The 19,251-nt window shown below is 35.2% G+C and carries 18 protein-coding genes; 16 read left to right on the plus strand and 2 right to left on the minus strand.

What is annotated here, in order from left to right; all coding sequences use genetic code 11:
- The first annotated feature begins 15 nt into the window (after positions 1 to 15).
- From C8N46_RS09930 to C8N46_RS09965, 9 genes are all read left to right on the plus strand, one after another.
- Entirely contained in the window at positions 16 to 1,875 is a 1,860-nt protein-coding gene (locus C8N46_RS09930; protein ID WP_108114744.1) for an ABC-F family ATP-binding cassette domain-containing protein, read from the plus strand.
- A gap of 2 nt (positions 1,876 to 1,877) precedes the next feature.
- Entirely contained in the window at positions 1,878 to 2,642 is a 765-nt protein-coding gene (locus C8N46_RS09935) for an O-methyltransferase (RefSeq protein WP_108114745.1), read from the plus strand.
- A 150-nt stretch (positions 2,643 to 2,792) separates the two neighbouring features.
- Positions 2,793 to 4,496, plus strand: coding sequence for a hypothetical protein (locus C8N46_RS09940; protein ID WP_146169789.1), 1,704 nt, complete (start codon positions 2,793 to 2,795; stop codon positions 4,494 to 4,496).
- A gap of 201 nt (positions 4,497 to 4,697) precedes the next feature.
- A complete protein-coding gene (locus tag C8N46_RS09945; RefSeq protein ID WP_108114747.1) occupies positions 4,698 to 5,513 on the plus strand; it encodes a class I SAM-dependent methyltransferase in 816 nt (271 codons plus the stop codon).
- A gap of 1 nt (position 5,514) precedes the next feature.
- Entirely contained in the window at positions 5,515 to 5,670 is a 156-nt protein-coding gene (locus C8N46_RS20455; RefSeq protein ID WP_158269127.1) for a hypothetical protein, read from the plus strand.
- 226 nt (positions 5,671 to 5,896) lie between these two features.
- Entirely contained in the window at positions 5,897 to 6,472 is a 576-nt protein-coding gene (locus tag C8N46_RS09950; protein ID WP_108114970.1) for a cob(I)yrinic acid a,c-diamide adenosyltransferase, read from the plus strand.
- Positions 6,473 to 6,600: 128 nt separating this feature from the next.
- Positions 6,601 to 6,822 carry a DUF2795 domain-containing protein gene (locus tag C8N46_RS09955; protein ID WP_007093625.1) on the plus strand — a complete coding sequence of 74 codons (222 nt, stop codon included), beginning with the start codon at positions 6,601 to 6,603 and terminating at the stop codon, positions 6,820 to 6,822.
- Between the two features lie 71 nt (positions 6,823 to 6,893).
- Positions 6,894 to 10,262: a preprotein translocase subunit SecA gene (secA, locus tag C8N46_RS09960; protein ID WP_108114748.1), complete on the plus strand. Its 3,369-nt coding sequence runs from the start codon at positions 6,894 to 6,896 to the stop codon at positions 10,260 to 10,262.
- A gap of 338 nt (positions 10,263 to 10,600) precedes the next feature.
- Positions 10,601 to 11,884, plus strand: coding sequence for a sterol desaturase family protein (locus C8N46_RS09965; protein WP_108114749.1), 1,284 nt, complete (start codon positions 10,601 to 10,603; stop codon positions 11,882 to 11,884).
- 17 nt (positions 11,885 to 11,901) lie between these two features.
- Here C8N46_RS09965 and C8N46_RS09970 read toward each other — a convergent pair whose 3' ends face one another.
- Together C8N46_RS09970 and C8N46_RS09975 are read right to left on the minus strand one after the other, a co-directional pair.
- On the minus strand, positions 11,902 to 12,294 hold the full coding sequence (locus tag C8N46_RS09970) for a hypothetical protein (RefSeq protein ID WP_108114750.1): 393 nt from the start codon (positions 12,292 to 12,294) through the stop codon (positions 11,902 to 11,904).
- The gene (locus tag C8N46_RS09975; protein WP_108114751.1) at positions 12,278 to 12,862 is read right to left on the minus strand and encodes an RNA polymerase sigma factor; all 585 of its coding nucleotides are present in this window, start codon (positions 12,860 to 12,862) and stop codon (positions 12,278 to 12,280) included. The genes C8N46_RS09970 and C8N46_RS09975 overlap by 17 nt, the downstream gene beginning before the upstream one ends.
- A 343-nt stretch (positions 12,863 to 13,205) precedes the next feature.
- On the opposite strand from C8N46_RS09975, the gene C8N46_RS09980 reads away from it, so the two are divergent.
- From C8N46_RS09980 to C8N46_RS10010, 7 genes are all read left to right on the plus strand, one after another.
- A complete protein-coding gene (locus C8N46_RS09980; RefSeq protein ID WP_108114752.1) occupies positions 13,206 to 13,556 on the plus strand; it encodes a DUF6249 domain-containing protein in 351 nt (116 codons plus the stop codon).
- Between the two features lie 269 nt (positions 13,557 to 13,825).
- The gene (msrA, locus tag C8N46_RS09985) at positions 13,826 to 14,482 is read left to right on the plus strand and encodes a peptide-methionine (S)-S-oxide reductase MsrA (RefSeq protein ID WP_108114753.1); all 657 of its coding nucleotides are present in this window, start codon (positions 13,826 to 13,828) and stop codon (positions 14,480 to 14,482) included.
- Between the two features lie 209 nt (positions 14,483 to 14,691).
- Positions 14,692 to 15,660 carry a hypothetical protein gene (locus tag C8N46_RS09990; protein WP_108114754.1) on the plus strand — a complete coding sequence of 323 codons (969 nt, stop codon included), beginning with the start codon at positions 14,692 to 14,694 and terminating at the stop codon, positions 15,658 to 15,660.
- A 278-nt stretch (positions 15,661 to 15,938) separates the two neighbouring features.
- On the plus strand, positions 15,939 to 16,871 hold the full coding sequence (locus C8N46_RS09995; protein WP_108114755.1) for a hypothetical protein: 933 nt from the start codon (positions 15,939 to 15,941) through the stop codon (positions 16,869 to 16,871).
- Between the two features lie 209 nt (positions 16,872 to 17,080).
- A complete protein-coding gene (locus tag C8N46_RS10000) occupies positions 17,081 to 17,785 on the plus strand; it encodes a hypothetical protein (protein ID WP_108114756.1) in 705 nt (234 codons plus the stop codon).
- A 10-nt stretch (positions 17,786 to 17,795) separates the two neighbouring features.
- Positions 17,796 to 18,461, plus strand: coding sequence for a hypothetical protein (locus C8N46_RS10005; protein ID WP_108114757.1), 666 nt, complete (start codon positions 17,796 to 17,798; stop codon positions 18,459 to 18,461).
- Positions 18,431 to 19,192 (plus strand): sensor histidine kinase, encoded by a 762-nt coding sequence (locus C8N46_RS10010; RefSeq protein ID WP_108114758.1) that lies wholly within the window; start codon positions 18,431 to 18,433, stop codon positions 19,190 to 19,192. Before C8N46_RS10005 ends, C8N46_RS10010 begins: the two co-directional genes overlap by 31 nt.
- Positions 19,193 to 19,251: the final 59 nt, after the last annotated feature.

The raw sequence follows: 19,251 nt of genomic DNA on the forward strand, positions 1-19,251 counted from the left end.
AAAAAAATCTACAGCGTGAATTATTTATCCGTCGAAAATATTACCAAATCTTATGGTGAACGTGTTTTGTTTGAAGATATTTCTTTTGGTATTAACAAAGACCAAAAAGTGGCATTTATCGCCAAAAATGGTACCGGAAAAACATCTTTACTAAACATTATTACAGGGCGTGAAGAAGCGGATAGCGGACTAATTACCTCTCGAAAAGGAATTCACATGGCATTTTTATCGCAAAACGAGGAATTAGATCCAAATTTAACGGTAGAAGAAACCATTTTTGCTTCCGACAATCCGATTTTGGATATCATTGCCAATTATGAACGTGCTTTACTAAATCCCGCAGACACGGAGACGTACCAAAAAGCGTTTGAAAAAATGGAAGTACACAATGCGTGGGATTTTGAAACGCAGTACAAGCAAATTCTGTTCAAACTAAAACTTGAAAATTTAGCGCAAAAAGTGAAAAATTTGTCTGGCGGACAGAAAAAGCGACTGGCGTTGGCAACCATTTTGATCAACAAACCCGATTTGCTAATTTTAGATGAACCTACGAATCATCTGGATTTGGAAATGATTGAATGGTTGGAAGAGTATTTCAAAAAAGAAAACATCACGCTGTTTATGGTAACACACGATCGTTATTTTTTGGAACGTGTATGTAATGAAATTGTGGAGTTGGAAAATGGTCAGTTATACACGTATAAAGGCAGTTATTCCTACTATTTAGATAAAAAAGAAGCTAGAATTCAAGCCGAACAGGCTTCGGTTGAAAAAGCTAAAAATTTATTCAAAAAAGAACTCGATTGGATGCGTCGTCAGCCAAAAGCACGAACGACGAAATCTAAATCGCGTATCGATGATTTTTACGTGATTAAAGAAAAAGCGCATCAACGCCGAAAAGAACATGAAGTACAGTTGGAAATCAACATGGAACGCATGGGAAGTAAGATTTTGGAGTTGCACAATGTTTCCAAATCGTTTAAAGAAAAAGTACTGCTCGACAAGTTTGAATATGTCTTTAAAAAAGGCGAACGCATCGGAATTATTGGCAAAAATGGCACAGGAAAGTCTACGTTTCTCAACTTAATTACAGGAAGATTAAAGCCTGATGCGGGAAAAATTATTGTTGGTGATACGATTAAATTTGGCTATTATACACAAAGTGGCATCAACCCGAAAGAAGGTCAAAAAGTCATTGATGTCATTAAAGAATTTGGCGAATACATTCCGTTAAAAAAAGGTAGAATTATTTCCGCAGCGCAGTTGTTGGAACGTTTTTTATTCGACCGAAAACGACAATACGATTTTGTAGAAAAATTGTCTGGTGGCGAATTGAAACGTCTGTATTTATGTACCGTTTTGATACAAAATCCAAACTTTTTAATTCTCGATGAGCCTACGAACGATTTGGATATTGTCACACTCAATGTATTGGAAAGTTTCCTGCTCGATTTCCCAGGTTGTTTGCTCGTTGTTTCGCACGATCGCTATTTTATGGACAAAATTGTAGACCATTTATTTGTATTTCGTGGAAACGGTGTGATTGAAGATTTTCCAGGGAATTACACCGATTTCAGAGTGTATGAAGACAGCGCTGAACCTGAAACAAAAACTACGGAAAAGAAAGAAAAGAAAACGTGGCGGCAAGATGATAGTGACAAGCTGAGTTATAACGAACAGAAAGAATACAAGCGTTTGGAAAAAGACATTCAACGTTTAGAAGAAGAAAAAGAAGCCATTGAAGCCTTGTTTGTGACAGGCGAATTGTCGCAAGATGAAATTCAGGAGAAATCGTTGGAATTGCAAAAAATCATCAACGAATCAGAAGAAAAAACGGAGCGTTGGTTTGAATTGGCTTCAAAAATTGAGGAATAATAATGTGGTATCAAATAGTAGCATATTTTAAATTCTTGTTCAAATCTTCCAATCAGCATGGCATTCATTCGCCGTTTGTGTACGACTTGGTAACGAAGTGTTTTTACGACACAACTCCAAGAGAACATTACAAAGTTATTGAAAACTATCGTCGAGAATTATTACAAAATCACACCGAAATTGAAGTCACAGATTTTGGCGCAGGAAGCAGAGTATTTTCATCTAACAAACGAAAAATTTCTGCCATTGCCAAAAATGCTGGAATTACCAAAAAACGTGCACAACTTTTGTCGCGCTTGACTTCTTATTTCAATTGCACCAAATGTTTGGAATTGGGAACTTCGCTTGGAATTGGCACGATTGCTATGAAAAATGCTACCGATGTGTACACCATTGAAGGTTGTCCAGAAACTGCAAAAATCGCGGAACAACAGTTGCAAAAGCATGATATGAACAACGTTTCCATAACTATTGCGCCGTTTGAAAAATCCATTTCACTTTTTAACGATGAGTTGTTCGATTTGGTCTATTTTGACGGAAATCATCAAAAAGCAGCAACACTTTCCTATTTTGAACAATTACTCAAAACCGCGCACAACGATACGGTTTTTATCTTTGATGACATTCATTGGAGCAAAGAAATGACCGAAGCGTGGGAAATCATTAAAAATCGTCCTGAAGTTACCGTGACAATTGATACTTTTTTCTGGGGATTTGTATTTTTCCGAAAAGAACAAGTAAAAGAACATTTTATCGTACGTTTGTAAGCTATGTTGGGATTGATTTTTACAACCATAACACTTTTAATTTCGCTTTTAGGAAGCATGTTTTTTTTGCAACGAAAGTTCAAAATAAACGCTAGCTTCACGCCTATTCTGACCTTTTGTGTATTAGGAATATTGTTGACTTTTGGTTTGATGTTTGGCATCTTGCAAATTGTTACGTATCTACTGTTTTCGCTTGGTTTGGCTGGTTTTGGATATTATTTATTTGATTATTTCAAAAATGAAAGAAAAGAAACTCTCGTTGAATTTCCATTGCGAATTTTTATAGTATTGTTCGGTCTGAGTTTTTTGCTGTACGGAAACACCTATTTTTCTGCATGGGATGAATTCAGTTTTTGGGCTGTCGCACTCAAAGAATTGGTCGTAACCAACGAAATGTACGGTTTAAACTTTACGGACTTTCCAGAATATCCACGAATTACAACCTTGATTCAATACTATTTCAATAAAACCATTTCGGGAAGTTTGCATGAAGGTATCAGTATTTCTGCACAAGTTGTGTTTTCGCTAGCGTTTATCCCGATGATCTGTTATCAACGAAAAAAACACTATTTGAACCTGATTTTGACTTGTATAGTGTTGTTTTTGGCATACCAAGTGTTATGCACGCCGATTTACTTTTTATATGCTGATAATTTTATTGCGATGTTATTAGGTGTCGGATTGGCGTTTTACTTTTTAATTGAAAACAAACAAAAAGCACTATTATTTGCCGCAATTCCATTAGCCGCATTGACGTTGACAAAACCTATCGGAATATTGTTCAGTGTGATTGGATTGGGAATTATAGGTGTAAATTATCTTTGGACGAGCAATATTCGCGCACAATTTTCACAAAAAGTAAAACCCTTAGTTATTGCAGGATTGTTGGTATTATTCACGTTTGGAAGCTGGAAAGTGTTTATTTCCATCAAAAACACACAACCGATTTCCAAAACTACCTCACAAATTACGCTTGAAAATATTCAGAATCCGCCCAATCACTATTATCCAATTCGAGATGCGTTTGTGGATGCGTTTTTCTTTGGCGGACAAGAGATTGGAAGCGCGATTTTAAAGCCAGCTACACTTCAAAAAGATATTAAGAAATATACAGGCATTAACTTGTCGTTTCTACAAGATGCTTCCAACATTAAAATTAGCGCGCTTGTCGTTATTTTATTTTTGATAAGTATTGCACTCTATAACAGAAAACAACTGCTTTCCTATTTCCCAAAAAAATACAGCTTTGTCATTTTAACAATTACCATGTTCCTAGCAATCATAGGCTATGCGATTCTGTTGTTATTTATTTATGCGTTTGTCTTTTATGAAATCACACAAAAAGAAGCTGGTGAATTGGCGAGTTATTATCGTTATATGGGAAGTTTGTTATTGGCGTTCTTTTTCTTTTTTAGTTTGTTGATGTATAATTCAAAAAGAAAATACACGTATTATATTGTGACAGTTTTATTCCTTTTTTTGTTGGTGTTGCCAAGATCGTTTTTTCCAAATCTATTCAATTCTACTACAAAAACTACTGTAGAAAACAGATGGAATATCCAACAACAATTCGCTTCATTAATTACACAAAAAGACATCCAAAAAGCAGCGTTTATCAGTTATGACAATATTGAAGACATTACACAGTATCATCTTAAATACGAACTGCTGCCAATAGAAGTCAACAACGAACCAATTACGTTTACTGCATTGACAACCAACCATACGATTTCTGAAATCAAAGAAAAACTAGCAACCTACGACGTCATCATTCTCAAACAAGAAGAAAGTAACGTGATACAGCAGTTTTTTGCAGAAAATGGTTTTGAGAAATTAATTTATATTTTGGAATAAGCTTTTTTGTTTTAAAGTTAGTCTGAGTCGGAGACTCAAACTGACTTTGATGTTGAAAACAATCTACAGATTTCCAAATCGTTAGCGCTAGTTTCAAGCTCGTGCGTAAGCAAACTCCATTTTCTACTAAAAAGCACAATTTTTCATTGGAAATGCAGTAATTTCGCAGTAATTTATATATTAGTCCCAAAATCTAGTACAGTGAGTGATACACGTTTACAGGAAGTCTTAGAAGTCAACAAGAAACAGAAAGAATTCTACAATGTAAAAAAGAAGAATTTTGCAACACGACTTTGGTCGTTTATGCGAAATAAATTGTTGTCCGATTTCCGCAAAGAATTACAAATCAACGAGCAAGTCTACGAAAAACACAAAACATGGCTCGGCGATTTATCCGATAAGAAAGTCTTAGATTTAGGCTGTTACGCAGGAAATCACTTGAGTTTATATTTAGCCGAAAATGCCAAAAGTTATTTAGGAATTGATTTAAGCGACAAAGCCATTGGACAATTAAACGAACGCTTAAAAGACATTCCAAACGCCAAAGCGGAAGCGGTCGATTTTTTGTCGCCAGAATTCAAAGAAACTGATTTTGATATCATTTATGCGTATGGTGTGTTGCATCACTTTGAAAGTTTGGATTTGCTATTTGACAAACTCAAAGAAAAGTTAGCCGATGACGGAATCTTAATTTCATACGACCCGCTAAAAACAAGTCTGCCATTGCGTATCATTCGCGGTTTGTACAGACCTTTTCAATCGGATGCGGATTGGGAATGGCCATTTACAAAAAAAACAGTACAACGCTTTCATAAGGAATTCAATGTCGTAGAACGCAGAGCAATTTTAGGAAGTTCCAAATGGGCATTTTTTCTAAACCTACTTCCGATGCGTGCTGAAAAAAAGCTAAATTATATTAAAAAATTGCATCAAAAAGATTGGGAACAATCCAAAACAAACGATCGTCATTTGTATAAATGCATGCATTTGACTATGTTAATGAAAGAACATTACTAATATGAGTACAGAATTAATTGTTTTTATCATCATCGTTGCCGTATTAGCGCCTTTGTTATTCATCAATGCACGAAAAAACAAACGTCGTATCAACGACCGTAAAAATCGTGGTTTTATGAGTGATTACTTAGACAAAAAAGAAAAGGAAAAAAAGTGACCATTTGGGATTATATCATAGCGCTAATTATTGGATTTATTATTTCTATAATAGAAACTATGAAAATTCTAAAACAGTATCACTACGAGCAACTCATAAAAAAAGACAAACAAAAAAAGAAGCATGAGACTTAGAATCATTCTTATTGCGGTTATTGTTGGCATTGTTCTTTTGTATGCGTATCAACGAAACAGGAGAAACCGATAAATTGTTAAGAAAAAGAAACATGAAAATTTACACAAAAACTGGTGACAAAGGAACCACAGCCCTATTTGGCGGCACACGTGTTCCCAAGCATCACATCCGAATAGATAGTTACGGAACGGTTGACGAACTCAATTCGCATATTGGATTGTTGCGCGATCAAGAAATGAATCCACATTATCAAAACGTTTTAATGGAAATTCAGGATTTACTTTTTACGGTGGGAGCTGTTTTAGCGACCGATCCTGAAAAGGCAACTTTAAAAAACGGAAAAGACCGTTTAAACATTCCGAGAATCTCAGAAGCTGAAGTAGCCGTATTAGAAAAAGAAATGGACACCATGAATGCCGAATTGCCACCAATGACGCATTTTGTCTTACCTGGCGGACATCAAACTGTGTCATTCTGTCATATTGCGCGCTGTGTGTGCCGCAGAGCAGAACGTTTAGCCACAGCACTTTACGAAGTAGAACCGTTTGACGAATTCACGCTAAAGTACTTAAACCGACTTTCTGACTACCTTTTTGTGTTGGCACGAAAGTTGTCACATGACTTGCAAGCAAACGAAATAAAATGGATTCCTAAAAAGAATTCGTAAATCATTCAAAATTAAAGGAATAAACATCCTTAAAAAAACGTTCTTAAAAATAATGTGTAAATAATGATTTTTTTACTTGACTTTTTCATTTAAAAATTTATTTTTGCAAAAAATTAATATCGAAGAATATGTATTGGACATTAGAACTAGCATCGCATTTAAGTGATGCACCTTGGCCAGCTACAAAAGACGAGTTGATCGATTATGCCATTAGAACAGGAGCTCCGTTGGAAGTTGTAGAAAACTTACAATCTATTGAAGATGAGGGCGATTCTTATGAATCTATTGAAGAAATTTGGCCAGACTATCCTACAGAGGAAGATTACCTCTGGAACGAAGACGAATACTAAAATAAATGTAACCACGAAAAAAGTCTCCATATTGAGACTTTTTTTTTGGTTTAATAAAAACCACACACACTATGAGTTTTTTAAATTCAGTGTTGAAAATGTTTGTTGGAGATAAATCCAAAAAAGACATTAAAGGCATCCAACCAATTGTTGATAAAATCAAAGAATTCGAGCAACAACTAGGACAGTTATCGCTTGATGAATTGAGAGCCAAAACAACACAATTTAAGTCGCGCATTACAGAAGCGTGCAAAGAAGTAAATGATAAAATAGCTGCTTTACAAAAAGAAGCCGAAACCATCTCAGATATTGAGCGTAAAGAAGATATCTATCAAGAAATTGATGCGCTCCGCGATGAAGAATACACCATTTCTGAAGGCGTTTTAGCTGAAATCCTTCCGGAAGCATTTGCCGTTGTAAAAGAAACAGCAAAACGCTTTACGCACAACACAGAATTAACCGTTACGGCAACTCCGTACGACAGAGAATTATCTGGACGATATGATTATGTAACCCTAGATGACGACAAAGCCATTTGGCAAAACTCTTGGGATGCCGCTGGAAAGCAAGTCACATGGGATATGATTCACTATGATGTACAGTTAATCGGAGGTATCACCATGCATCAAGGTAAAATTGCCGAAATGCAAACAGGAGAAGGAAAAACCTTAGTAGCAACACTTCCTGTGTATTTGAATGCACTTACTGGAAAAGGAGTGCATTTGGTAACTGTAAACGATTATTTGGCAAAACGTGATAGCGCTTGGATGGCGCCTATTTTTCAGTTTCACGGTTTGTCGGTAGATTGTATCGATTACCATCAACCGAATTCGGATGCGCGTCGTAAAGCGTATTTAGCCGATATTACGTATGGAACGAATAACGAATTTGGTTTTGACTACTTGCGTGATAATATGTCGCATTCGCCAAACGATTTGGTACAACGCCCACATAACTATGCCATTGTCGATGAGGTCGATTCTGTTTTGGTAGATGATGCACGTACACCATTAATTATTTCAGGACCAATTCCAAAAGGTGATTTACACGAATTCAACGAGCTAAAACCAAAAGTTGCCGATTTAGTACAAAAACAACGTCAGTACTTAACAGGCGTTCTGGCGGAAGCTAAAAAATTAATCAGCGACGGCGAAACTAAAGAAGGTGGATTTTTACTATTAAGAGTCTACAGAGGTTTGCCTAAAAATAAAGCATTAATCAAGTTTTTAAGTCAAGAAGGAATCAAGCAATTGCTTCAAAAAACGGAAAACTTTTACATGCAAGACAACAATCGCGAAATGCACAAAGTAGATGCAGAATTATTGTTCGTGATTGAAGAAAAAAACAATCAAATTGATTTAACAGACAAAGGAATTGAGTACTTATCTGCGGGAAGTAACGATAAAGATTTCTTTGTAATGCCTGATATTGGCGGCGAAATTGCCAAAATTGAAGCGCAAGAACTTGAAAAAGACAAAGAAGTGGAACTGAAAGAAGAATTGTTCAGTGAGTTTCAAGTAAAAAGTGAGCGTATTCATACCATGAATCAGTTGTTGAAAGCCTACACGCTTTTTGAAAAAGATGTGGAATATGTGGTGATGGACAACAAGGTAAAAATCGTAGACGAGCAAACTGGTCGTATTATGGACGGACGTCGTTATTCTGACGGATTGCATCAAGCGATTGAAGCCAAAGAAAATGTAAAGATTGAAGACGCTACACAAACATTCGCAACCATTACGTTACAGAACTACTTTAGAATGTATCGTAAACTTTCAGGAATGACAGGTACGGCAATTACGGAAGCAGGCGAATTATGGGAAATCTACAAATTAGATGTGGTAGAAATTCCAACCAACCGTCCAATTGCACGAAAAGACAAAGAAGATTTAATCTACAAAACAAAACGCGAAAAATACAACGCCATTATTGACGAAGTTACCGAATTATCAAAACAAGGAAGACCTGTATTGATTGGTACAACGTCGGTTGAAATTTCGGAATTATTAGGAAGAATGCTTTCTATCCGAAAAATTCCACACAACGTATTGAACGCAAAATTGCACCAACGAGAAGCAGACATTGTTGCGGAAGCTGGTCGTCCAGGTCAGGTAACGATTGCCACCAACATGGCAGGTCGTGGTACGGATATTAAATTAACAGAAGAAGTAAAAGCGGCTGGCGGATTGGCAATTATTGGTACCGAACGTCACGATTCACGTCGTGTTGATAGACAGTTACGAGGTCGTTCTGGTCGTCAAGGAGATCCTGGAAGTTCACAGTTTTATGTGTCGTTGGAAGATAACTTGATGCGTTTGTTCGGTTCGGACAGAGTCGCAAAAATGATGGACCGACTTGGTTTGAAAGAAGGTGAAGTGATTCAGCATTCCATGATGACCAAATCGATTGAACGTGCGCAGAAAAAAGTAGAAGAAAATAACTTCGGAATTCGTAAACGCTTGTTAGAATATGATGATGTAATGAATGCACAGCGTGAAGTTGTCTACAAACGTCGTCGTCACGCCTTGCACGGAGAGCGTTTAAAGGTAGATATTTCGAATATGGTGTATGACACTACCGAAATCATCGTGCAAACGAACAAAGCGGCAAATGACTTTAAAAACTTTGAATTTGAGTTGATTCGCTACTTCTCTATCGCAAGTCCAATTACAGAAGAGCAATTTGGCACGTTGACAGAAGAAGAAATCATCGGAAAAGTATACACAGCAGCTTTTAAAAGCTACAACGAAAAGATGGAATTGAATGCTGAAATGGTATATCCTGTCATCAAGCAAGTGTATGAAAATCCAGAGAATAAATACGAGCGTATTGTGGTGAAGTTTACCGATGGCGTGAAAGAATTGAACGTTGTCAGTGACTTAAAAGACGCCTACGAATCGCAAGGAAAGCAATTGGTAAACGATTTTGAAAAGAACATTTCGCTAGCCATTATTGACGATGCTTGGAAAACGCACTTGCGTAAGATGGACGAATTGAAACAATCGGTTCAGTTAGCCGTTCACGAACAAAAAGATCCATTATTGATTTATAAGTTTGAAGCCTTCGAATTGTTCAAAGAAGTAATTGACAAGGTAAACCGTGAAATTTTATCGTTCTTGTTTAAAGGAGAATTGGCAGACAACAATCCAGATCGTGTTCGTGAAGCACGTGAACAAAAACGTAAAAGAGACAATTATACCACTTCTAAAGAAGAAGTATTAAACAGTGACGAAAAAGAAGCGGCACAACGTGCAGCCATGCAACAATCACAAGGACAACGTCCGCAAGTAACGGAAACCATTGTTCGCGAAAAGCCGAAAATTGGTCGTAACGAACGTGTTACCATCAAAAACGTCATGACTGGCGAAAACAAAACGGTAAAGTTCAAGCAAGCAGAACCGTTGATTACCAAAGGTCAGTGGGTGATTGTGGAAGACTAGCTTCGACAAGCTCAACTACAGGCTTCGACAAGCTCAGCCTGACTTGCATACTTGTACTCTAGCCTTGCTACAGTACTTTGCTTAAAATTTTAAAAACTCTCGAGGAAACTTGGGAGTTTTTGTTTTTAGGTTGAAAAATTAAATGCTATAAAGATTGAATTACCTAAATATAGTATCTTGGACAAAAATCAGATGAACCTATTCAATTTATAACAATTACGCTAAAAATGATGTTTAATTTGATGCATCTCCAAATTATCAAGTTAATACATTAAAAATACCATGCACGCATTCCTTTTTAAGAAAAAAATGTAATTTTATAGAAAATTGTTTGCGCGATGGAAGCCTACGCCAATGCACTACTATATGCAATCCCTTTCTTTTCGATTTTAGTTATCGTGGAGATTGCGTATGGCTATTTTGTAAAGCATCAAACACATACGGTGAATGATACGATTTCTAGTATTAGTTCAGGATTGACGAGTATTGTGAAGGATTCACTGGGTTTGGCAGTGATTTTAATTTCGTATCCTTTTCTGCTGGAACATTTGGCACTTTTCTCAATTGCTGAAACCTGGTATACCTATCTCCTAGCCTTTCTCGCCATCGATTTTGCCAGTTATTGGAATCACCGATTGAGTCATAAAATCAACTTTTTTTGGAACCAACATGTCATTCATCATAGTAGCGAGGAATTTAACTTGGCGTGTGCGTTGCGACAGTCCATTTCGAATATTTTGGGTTATTTTCCGTTGTTGTTGATTCCTGCGGCTTTGCTAGGCATTCCGTATAAAATCATTGCCATTTTAACGCCGATTCATCTGTTTGCGCAGTTTTGGTATCATACCAAACATATTGGAAAATTGGGTGTTCTGGAATATATCATTGTGACACCATCGCAACATCGCGTGCATCATGCCATTAATCCAGAATATATTGATAAGAATTTGGCGGCTGTTTTTTGTGTGTGGGATCGCATGTTTGGTACGTTTCAAGAAGAATTGGATGAAGTTCCACCTGTGTATGGCGTGTTAAAACCTGCGGCGACTTGGAATCCGATTTTGATCAATTTTCAACATGTATGGCGATTAATCCAAGATGCGTGGCACACTAAAAGTTATTACGATAAACTTCGTATTTGGTTTATGCCCACAGGTTGGCGACCGAAAGATGTGCGAGATACATATCCTGTGAAAATAATCGAAAATGTGTATGCGGTTGAGAAATATAACACCAAAACGTCAACATCATTGCAAATTTGGTCCGCTTTTCAGTTGATTTTTACAATTGTTTTGATGCTGTTTCTCTTTTATAATTTCGGAACTATTTTAAAATCCTACGGTTATGGCATGATGGTGTTGTATGGAATGATTGTTTTTGTTGGAATTTACAGTTACACAAGTCTACTCGATCATTACAAATACACCATTATTTTTGAAAGTATTAAACTAGTTTTAGGACTTTTTGTGCTTGTTTCTACAAGTGATTGGTACGGATTGAACACGTATTTTTCGTTCGGAAGCGTGTTGATGGCAACTTACTTTATCACAAGTTTTTTAGCGACGATTTATTTTTCTTTTGCGGAAAAAATGTGGGTTTCATCTAGAAAACTGGCAACATAATTTTCACTATCAAACTTTCAACTATGAAATCGTTTATCTAGTTGTTTTTGGAAGATTTTAATTTGAATCACCACAAAAATTAAGAAAAAGAAACAAGCATATGCATAAGTTGAAGGAATTGTTACGTTTAGTCGATACTTTTCCATCAATAAACTCGACAAATCCCAATCGCCAAAAATGGAAAATCCGAGAGAAAAATTTGTCAATACGTACGCAAAAATCAAAAATAAAGCACCAATTGTCAGCCAACCCACTTTAGAAATCAGCGGTTTGTAGACTTTTACAGCTACTTTTTCTTTGGAAACTTCTGCCATCACATTGGCTAAAAAGTCTGTAGAAGGTGCTTGTAATCCAGCATCTTGCATGACTTCTTTGGTAAATTGGTCTAACTTTTTATTTTCTGCTTCCATGATTCAAATATATAGGTTCTACAACATTTTTTAAAATATGAAATAGTTTTTTTCGACTGCGATGCAACTTGATTTTTACATTATCATACGATAGGTTAACAATTTCAGTGATTTCTTTGAGCGATAGTTCTTCAAAATAAAACAAAGTCAACAACACACGTTCGTCTTCGGGTACTTGCAACAATGCTTTTTCTATCATTTCCTTTTTTTCTTTTTCTTCAATATAGGTCAGCGCGTTTTGCATGCTTCCGATAGCTGCTTCATTCACTTCGTCAATATGTTCTGACAATACAACTCTTTTCTGCTTTTTGATATAATCCAAACTTGTATTATACACAATACGATACAGCCACGTAGAAAATTTGGACGTTCCTTTAAAACTGTCCAACGCTTTGTACGCTTTTACAAACGTATCTTGCGCCACTTCTTCTGCATCTTCCCTATTACCAACCATTCGCAGCGCCAAGGTAAACGTCATATTCTTGTATTTAGTTACAAGAGCAGCGTACGCATTTGCGTTCCCAGCGCGAATTTGTGCTATATATTCTTGGTCAGTGTTTGGTGTCATTAGTGTTAAGACGATTGATTTTAGAATTTGGTTACAGATTTTTTTTGTTTTTTTATTCTTTGTGTTTTGTTTTTCGTGTTTTGTTCCTTGTCGATTTATTCGATTCGCTCTCTGATAAAGAAGTCAACTACTTCGGGGCAAGCCCTTGAAGCATTCAGTAGAAACTATTAAAACATTTCAACGCTAGCGTCGAAGCATCATAAATCTCGATTATCGAGTAAACTTCTAAACAGATAAACTCATAAACTTTTAAAAAAAAATCTAACTTTTTTGTAACCGAATTCAAAAAGGGTTCGTCATAATGGGCAAATACAAAAGCTAAACTCTTAAAAAAACAATCATTATGGGATCAGAAGTAATTATTATACCAGCTATTTTTGGTGTTATTTTCGGAATGTATTATTTGTACATTTCTTCAAGAAATAAAGAACGTTTAGCACTAATTGAAAAAGGTGCGGAAGCTTCTATTTTCTTTAGTTCTAAAAAATCATTAACGCCCACGTGGAAAGTTATTGTATTAAATTTTGCCGTATTGGCGATGGGCATCGGATTGGGAATTTTTATTGGATATATGCTACACAACTCTGCAGGTTTGCCAGAAGAAGTAGCCTATCCAGGAACGATTTTCTTTGTGGGCGGAATTGCTTTATTTTCAGGCTTTTTCGTGACAAAAAAATTAACTACAAAGGACTAACTATTCCACATCAATCAAAAAACCAGTTAGTTAATTGCGCATAAAACGATTGTTTTTCTTCGGAAAGGCAATCGTTTTTTTGATTTTGAGTGACATAGTCAACTAAAAAAATCTTCTAAAAAGTCTAACACTCTAACACATCTAATATTGTCTAAAAAAAAGTCTAACATCCAATTTGTATCTTTGTAAAAAGAAAAAGAAGACGTCGCGAAGTTGATTTGTAAGTTTTGAAATCGCTTTCGACTCAATTAAAAATTAATTTTATTGCTATGAAATCTATGTATGTATCGTTAATCGCGATTTTGTTTTTTACATTAAGTTGTAATTCGAATGTTACTCAGAAAAATATCCACAAAGAAACATTTACGCCGGCACAACTAGAAACTTATGAAACCGCGTATTTTGCGAGTGGTTGTTTTTGGTGTGTGGAAGCTATTTTTGAAAGTGTTGAAGGTGTAAAAGAAGTCGTTTCAGGCTATGCTGGTGGAAAAGCAGCAACAGCTAACTATCAAATGGTAAGTGCAGGACGAACAGACCATGCGGAAGCTGTAAAAGTATATTATGATTCAAAAGTAGTTTCGTATGAAACCTTGGTAAAAGTATTTTTTGGTTCGCATGATCCAACAACGTTGAACCGACAAGGTCCTGACGCTGGTAGACAATACCGTTCGGCAATCTTTTACAAAAATGCGAAGGAAAAGAAAATTGTAGACGATTATATTGCGCAACTTAAAAAAGACAACGTATTTAGCGGCGATATTACTACTGAAGTGACCAAATACACTGCTTTTTATGATGCAGAAGACTATCATCAAGATTACGAAGCTAGAAACCCAAACAATCCGTATATTAGAAATGTTTCCATTCCGAGATTAAAGCGTTTTCAAAAGAAATTTCCAGAATTGTTAAAGAAGAATGCGCATTAATTATCAATTCTGAATTCTGAATTATAAAAACCGATGACTTTTGTTGTCGGTTTTTAGTTTACGATAGTATCAATTGTTTACGCTCATAAAAAAAACATTACGCTTACAAAATAATCGCAACTACATTTAATTATTATTCTTACATTTAAAATGTAATTACATACAAAAAACGCGTTTTTTTAGTTTAACAAATCAAATTATAAAAACTCATGAAGAAAAGAATGCTCACATTCGCTTCTTTAGGAATGGTATGTGCTACATTTTTCCTAAGTTGTGAATCTAACAACCAAGCAGAAGAAGAACAATTACAAACTGCTTTAGAAACACCTGCAAAAATCATTTCCAATGCGCAAGCAGCGAAGTTATTTCAAAACGATCAACAAACGCGTTTGGAACAAATTGGCAAGAAAAATACGCGTTTTGAAGACAAAGCTATACATTTTGACTTGACTACTTTAGAAAACTACATTAATCGCTTAGAAACATTGGCAACTTCTAAAAATATTCCGATTACAGGCGCTAGTTTTGTGTTTGGTGCAGATAAAAACGGACAACGAACTGTATTTTTAATGCCGTCTACCCGAAATGCGGAATTGGATTATCAAGAATCATTTACCATTGAAAATGGACAGTTTCTAACTTTTAAGCATGTAGATCCATCCTTACAACCACAAAACAGTTCTCAAAATGATGAAAACTTGATTCTTTGGCCAAATGGTTTTATTTCATTTAATGAAGCAACGGTATTATTTAATAACTATCAAACGCAGTATATTCAACCATTTGCAAAGAAAGTAACTAAAGACTATTACACCAAAGCAGTTTGGTATTCGTTAGAGGAATTCAAACAGTATATTTCATTTTTACAGAAGAAATCTATGCAATATAACCTAGCGATTACAGGTGTGGACGTCTTTTTTGGTGTGTATGACAATGATGCTAGTTTGGAATTAAAATCAAATGCACAAACCGTTTTCTTAGCCGCTAGCACCAATAAACAGACTATTGTCAATACTGCTAAAAAGTCATTACAGATTTTGACGCAAGATGAATTTCTTCTGAAAGCAGATGCAGAAGAATCGAATGAGAGTTTGACGTTTAATGAAGGACAACTTTCGCCTCCTCCTCCACACTACTGTTATGATGAGAATGGAAGGCGTTATATTTGCCCGGATTAATTTAATATAGTTGTTAAAACCGATACCCTTTTTTTGTTATCGGTTTTAACATTCTATTAAGAAATATGACATTCATACATCAAAAACGGACATCTACACAACTTCACGAAAACGATGTCGCATTTTTACTACTTTAGATGGTGTAATTACATTTCATGTCGCGACTATTAATGAAAACCACTTTGGGAAATCCCACCAAGATTGCTCAAGTTGTAGATTGTATTCTTGCTGCCAAGCAGCATCTTAATTCAATAAATTAATATCGTAAACTAAACACCATGAAGAAAAAAATGATGTCATTGCTTTCTTTGGGACTAGTGTGTATTGCATTTTTCCCAAGCTGTAAGCTACATGACCCAAACACCGAAGAACAGCTTTCTTCTATAGAAATACCTGAAAAAATTATTTCTAATACAAAAGCTGCCACACTGCTTACAAACGACCACGAAACCAGATTATCAAAAATTGGAAAAGCAACTACCACGCTAAGCCAAAAATCGATGTATTTTGAATTGAATACACTTAAAAATTACATTAATCATATTGAAACAATTGCCAACACCAAAAATATTCCGATTACAGGTGTCAGTTTTGTTTTTGGTGCGACACAACATGGAGAACGAACCGTATTTTTGATGCCTTCCACGAGAAATGCTACGTTGGATTATCAAGAATCCTTTACGATTGAGAATGATGAATTTGTGACGTTTAAGCATATTGACGATTATATTTCACTTAAAAATCATTCAGCAAATGACGAAAATTTAGTGCTTTCAACTGATGGATTTATTTCTTTTAATGAAGCGGCTATACTTTTCAATCAGTATCAAAATCAATACATTGAACCTTTTAAAGCAACTGTTAAAAAAGATTATTACACCAAAGCCGTTTGGTATTCGTTGGAAGAAATTGAAGAATATTTGACGTATGTGACAAAGAAATCAAGCCAATATGAGCTTGGAATTACGGGTATTAACGTTTTTTATGGCGTTTATGACACCAATGCTGAATTGGAATTGAAATCCAATGCGCAAACAATTTTCCTAGCTGCCAATACAGAAAATAAAACGATTATCAACTTTAAGGGAACACTTTTACAAGAGTATCTACAAAATGACTTTATTGTTAAAGATACAAGCTCAGAAGATGATACTGATGAAAGTTTAGCTTTTAATCTAGGTGAAATTTCACCACCACCTAAAAACAATTAATACACTCCTCCATTCCTACCTGATTAAACTTTATTCTTCAAGAAACTCTCTTCCTGTTATCTTTTTAAGATAAATAATCTTTTTCTTACATAATTTTTTTTAATCACTTTTTATATAAGGGAAAAACACCCAATTTTTGTTTTTGCATTTTTTTTCTCAAAAGTTTGGCTAATTTTAACAAAATTAAAAAAGACTAAAACTACAACCTTATGAAAAAAACTGCACTTGCCATTGTTCCGCTACTTTTAGGAGCAGCGATTGGATTCTTTATTTGTAAAGAATATTACTGTGACAAACCAACCAATTGCCCTGAATGTCCACCAACGTCAACTACGGAAGCTCCCGCAGGAATTATTTCTACCAACCAAGCTATTGCCTTACATGAAACCTACGTAGGAGAACATTATACGGCTATCAATAATGCAATGGGCGACAATTTTTTAGACACCCAATTTGTATGGTTTGAATACGACAGAATGAAGCAGTACATGCAGTATTTGGAAGCTGTACAAATGAAAAACCCAAATAATCCGCCAATTTCAGGAGTTCGTGTGTATTTTGGAGCGTATGATGCAAATAATAGTGACTATCCAAACCAACAAACGGTTTTCTTTACACCGACTATTGATACCAAACTGAGTGAAAAACATTCCAACATGAAAAATTTACCGTTTTATATCAAGCCAACAAGCACAAACGATCCGCTCATTGGAAAATATAAAATTATTGGACGTTTGTTGATAGACCAATACAATCCTGAAGAGCGTGCTTTTATGGCAAATAATAACTTAGGCAATAAAGACGAAACTAGAGAAACGATGGTTCAAAAATCAGGTGATGCTAAAAGTGGAGATGACGGAACAAGTTTATCTTTCAATTTAGGAGAGGTTAGTCCACCACCTCCTAGAAATTAATTAATATAAAATGACTTTCTTTGATAGCGTAACATCATTAAGAATAGAAAATTTATCATTATGGATAGAAATAATTGCTGCCATAGTTGGTAGCATTTATTTCTATAAATATAAAGAAACGTATTTAAAGTATTTTTTAATATTCTTGTGGTATATTGCTTTTAATGAGCTCTTAGGAAGGTATTTAGCAGAAATTTTAGGAGAATATAATTTAATTATTTTTAATTTATATTTATTAATAAATTTTCCTTTTCTATTTTCTATTTATCGACATTTTATAAATAATAAACTACACCGTAGAATTATATTTTATTTCATATACTCATATATTTTAATTTTCATTTTTAATGGAATTTTTTTCGAGGATTATGAAATAGAATTGGTTACATATCCTTTCATAATTGGTTCTTCATTTTTAATTATTTCAGTAATTTTCTATTTCATTGAAGTTTTGAATTCTGAAAAGATTTTAAATATAACAAGAAATCTACTGTTTTGGATAAGCGTAGGAGTTTTACTTTTTAATATAGGAATAATACCATGGATTATTACTTTAGAGTATTTTGCTGAATCAATTGATACTGTAAATGTATTATCTAGAGCATTAATAATTATATTAAATATTTGCTATATAATAGGTTTTATATGGAGTCACAAGATGAAGGAATCAGAGTAATTGCAATAACTCTGATTTTCATTTTATTAGTTATAGTAATCATCGCACTTTTCTTGGTATTCATCAAGCGAAAGAATAATCTCTTGACCGAAAAACAACAAGCACAACGGGAGTTTGAAAACGCAATTGCCGAAACACAGATTGAAATTAGAGAGCAAACCCTGCGCAATATCAGCTGGGAATTGCATGATAACATCGGGCAGTTGTTAACGCTTGCCAAAATACAATTGCATCAATTGTCAGGAAGTAGCGAGGATATTTCTGGCGTTAGCGAAACAATTTCAAAGAGTTTAACCGAATTACGTGCGTTGTCGAAACTCATCAATCCGGATGCGCTGAAAAATATCATGCTTCCCGAAGCCTTGAGTTTGGAAGTCGCGCGTTTTAATCGATTGAACTTTATCGAAGCAACGCTCTCGGTAGCAGGTGAAGAAAAATTGATTGATGATAAAGCAGAAATCATTCTGTTTCGTATCTTACAAGAGTTCTTTTCAAATACGATTAAACATGCAAAAGCCTCTAAGTTAGAAGTTACGCTCAACTATACCGACGAAAAACTGACGATTACAGCCACCGATAATGGAAAAGGCTTTGACAAATCGCTCGAAACACCTAATAAAGGCATCGGATTGCAAAACATGAAAAGTAGAGGAAAATTGATAGGCGCCGAAATTGAACTCGAATCCGTCATAGAAAAAGGAACACAACTAACGATTATTCATTACCTTTAGTTAGGCATTAGGTTTTGGGGATTAGGGATTAGTGTAATCTGAATTTGATAAACTTCTAA

The sequence above is a fragment of the Kordia periserrulae genome (assembly GCF_003054265.1).
Classification (GTDB): domain Bacteria; phylum Bacteroidota; class Bacteroidia; order Flavobacteriales; family Flavobacteriaceae; genus Kordia; species Kordia periserrulae.